This window comes from Mesorhizobium sp. M2A.F.Ca.ET.037.01.1.1 (assembly GCF_003998075.1).
Lineage (GTDB): Bacteria > Pseudomonadota > Alphaproteobacteria > Rhizobiales > Rhizobiaceae > Mesorhizobium.
In genome coordinates, this window is sequence record NZ_RZSA01000850.1 from 1 (window position 1) to 2,911 (window position 2,911).

Sequence of the window (2,911 nt, forward strand, 5' to 3'; positions counted from 1 at the left end):
CTCCACAGGCCGAGTGGCCGCAAGTGAAAGACTTCGCACATCGTCTCGCTCAAGCCGTCGCCCAGACCGATCCCTCTCACTTTACGGCCGTGATGGCGAAGGCGAAGCGGAAGGGACGGATCTTTGTCGACTATCTGCGCAACCAGCGAGGGGCGACCGCGATCATGCCCTACAGCGCGAGGTCCCTACCGGGCGCTCCGGTCGCCGCGCCCATCACCTGGGCGGAAATGAAGACGATTGATGCGCCCTCGCATTTCCACGTCGGCGATGCTCGTGAATTGAAGAAACGCGCAGCCAGCAAATCCCTGGCGGGATGGGGTCGAGCCGACCAATTATTGCCAAATCTGTAGCCCATTCCTCGACGACAGAAAGACTGGTCAAGGCTTCGCCTCGTTCGCCTGATTGGAACCCGGGGACATCGGTCCCGTTTGCCTCGACCATGGCAAAAACCGATCCACGGACCGTCGCCAGCCTCTTGAGGGAATATGCACATCGCACATCGCTTCGCGGAGGCAATCCCTATCGCACCAAAGCTTACTTGCGCGCTGCCGATAGCTTGGCTGCGTTGTCGCAGCCGCTTGATCGGATCATTGCCGCGGGCGCCCTCACCAGAATCCCGGGCATCGGCGACGCGATCGCGGACATGGTGCGAGGCTTCGGGAATACCTTCGTTAGCTGCAATGAATCCCTTTTGTAGTTCAACCGCGCATTGTACCGCATCAACTGCACTGGCGAACTCGACAAGCACACCGTCGCCCATAAGTTTGACTACGCGACCATTGTGCTGGACGACCAATGGAGACAACACGGCCTGCCGACGTGATTTCAATGCGGCTAGTGTGCCAGCCTCTTCGCGTTCCATCAGGCGGAATAGCCAACAACATCGGCTGCCAAAATTGCAGCAAGGCGGCGTTGGGTTCGAGTCTCGGCCATGTGGGTTGAATACTTTCAGAAAGCCGGGCAATTGGGATTGTATTGGTACCTTGGCCTAGAGTCTATCCGGCCCGATTTCCGAGAGGGGTCATACGCGTCGTAATATCCGCCCCACGTCCGTTCGCTGGGACATTGCGGACATGGCAGTACTGCATCGATGCTCTCGGTCCTCGAATGCTCGGGGTTGAGTCTCTATCTTCGCCGTCATGATCGCCGCCTGCTTCTCCGTGCTGTTGCTGAGTAGCTGTCTCGACAATTCATTGATTTCGGGGCCGCTCTAACCCACGCTCCGGTATGACAATGGGATCGCAAAATCCATTTCGGTCCTTTGTCGCTCGTTTAATTGGTCACACTATCAGCAGAGCTGACCCGCCGGATCATGGGTTGCAACGTTATGCGGGTTCGGCTCGACGGCAGCTTTGCGCCGCATCTCAGTCAGCGGTCTCTTTGACCGTGGACGACAGCTTTGCGCCGCACATGCCTGAGAGGTCAGCTTTGCTGCTCATGAAAGCAAATGCCGCTGGCGCCGCGCTGGAACCTGGAACCTGCTCTTCTGCGCTTGACCTTGACACTGCACCAGGCACACCGCCAAGGCCGCCAAATGTAAGGCCATTGGCCATATCGCCGTTTAGAATGTCGACCGACTCAAAGATCGACTGAGACCGTCCCTTGCGCGCGGCTGCAACAGGCCAGGATATAACCCGCAGATTTCTCTTCGGACGTCAGGCCGCCAAGATCACACATCGCGACTTCACCTGAGAGCTTGGCTATTCGGCAAGTGCCGCAAACTCCTTGTTGGCATGCGGTGGGAACATAGACACCGCATTTGCGCGCTGCATCCAGTAGGGTCTCTCCGGGCGCGCAGCGATGCTCTAATCCAGACTTGGCGAAATGGACAAAGGACGAAATGGCAAAGTCATCCGGAGCAACACCGCTAGGGTACCCTCCGAAGCTCTCCTCGTAATAGGCCAGCGGTTTAACGCCAACCTCATCAAAACCATCTCGCAGCGCCGTCATGTAAGGTTCTGGGCCGCACGTGTAGACTGCGCGCTTTGCAAGATCGGGAACAAGGCGCAGGAGCATGGAGCCGTCTATCCGGCCGCTCGGTCCCGTCCCCGAGGGACCTCCCTTCGAACAAAGGAATGTTACGCCGAGGTTGGGAAATCGGGCAGCGAGTGCATCGAGTTCCGATCTGAAAATGATATCGCGTGGCGAGCGCACGCTGTAGATGAGACGAAGGTCCAAATCGAATGCTCGATCTGTCAACATTCGCACCATCGACATGAGAGGCGTGATCCCGCTGCCGCCCGCAAGAAAGAGAAGCTTTGCGCTAGCAAAGCCATCGAGTTTGAACGAACCCAGTGGGCCTTCAATCCTGATCTCGTCGCCGGACCGCAGATTGTCATGGAGCCAATTGGAAACGAGCCCGCCAGGTGTCCGCTTTACCGTAATCTGCAAATCAAGTGGACGGGTCGGTGGAGAGGCAACGGAATAGGGTCGCGTCACCTCGAGCCCATCAATGCTGAGGCGAAGAAGCACGTATTGCCCCGCATTGAAGCAGAACATGCGGTCCGACGCAGCCGAAAAGACAAACGTTTTCACGTTGTGCGTCTCGTCGATCACGCGACGGCAGAGCATTACCTGCGGCGATGCGTCGGCCCATTGGCGCTGCCGCAAAGGCGCAACAAATATGGAAGCCGGAAACGAAGTGTGTGCGTTCATGTTTGGCTCTCAATGACGCGCCAACATGGCAGCCGAGGCCTTCGCGAAACAGGGGCTTGAGCCTGCTTTTTAATCGGAAATTTCGATCTAGATCTCCAGCGACATCACCGCGAGATGCAGCGCGCGAAGCCCTTTGCGGATGATCGGCTCATGCTTACGTCGGGCGAGCATGGCCGTATGGACTGGCTGGTAAAGCGTCGGCGCGCCCTCGACCAGGAACGACCGGCACTCGGCCGTGAACCTGCGGGCATCGTCG

General features: G+C 58.0%; 2 protein-coding genes and 2 pseudogenes. 2 read left to right on the forward strand and 2 right to left on the reverse strand.

Annotation, left to right across the window (positions count from 1 at the left end; all coding sequences use genetic code 11):
* Positions 1-350: pseudogene (locus tag EOA27_RS30115) on the forward strand (DNA ligase D); the annotation flags it as partial.
* An 89-nt stretch (positions 351-439) separates the two neighbouring features.
* The gene (locus EOA27_RS30120) at positions 440-697 is read left to right on the forward strand and encodes a helix-hairpin-helix domain-containing protein (RefSeq protein WP_129554439.1); all 258 of its coding nucleotides are present in this window, start codon (positions 440-442) and stop codon (positions 695-697) included.
* Here the strand turns inward: EOA27_RS30120 and EOA27_RS42470 are convergent.
* Together EOA27_RS42470 and EOA27_RS30125 are read right to left on the reverse strand one after the other, a co-directional pair.
* Positions 653-933 (reverse strand): annotated as a pseudogene (locus EOA27_RS42470) (adenylate/guanylate cyclase domain-containing protein); the annotation flags it as partial. The gene EOA27_RS30120 and the pseudogene EOA27_RS42470 overlap by 45 nt on opposite strands.
* A gap of 645 nt (positions 934-1,578) precedes the next feature.
* A complete protein-coding gene (locus EOA27_RS30125; RefSeq protein ID WP_126082608.1) occupies positions 1,579-2,655 on the reverse strand; it encodes a hybrid-cluster NAD(P)-dependent oxidoreductase in 1,077 nt (358 codons plus the stop codon).
* Between the last annotated feature and the right edge of the window lie 256 nt (positions 2,656-2,911).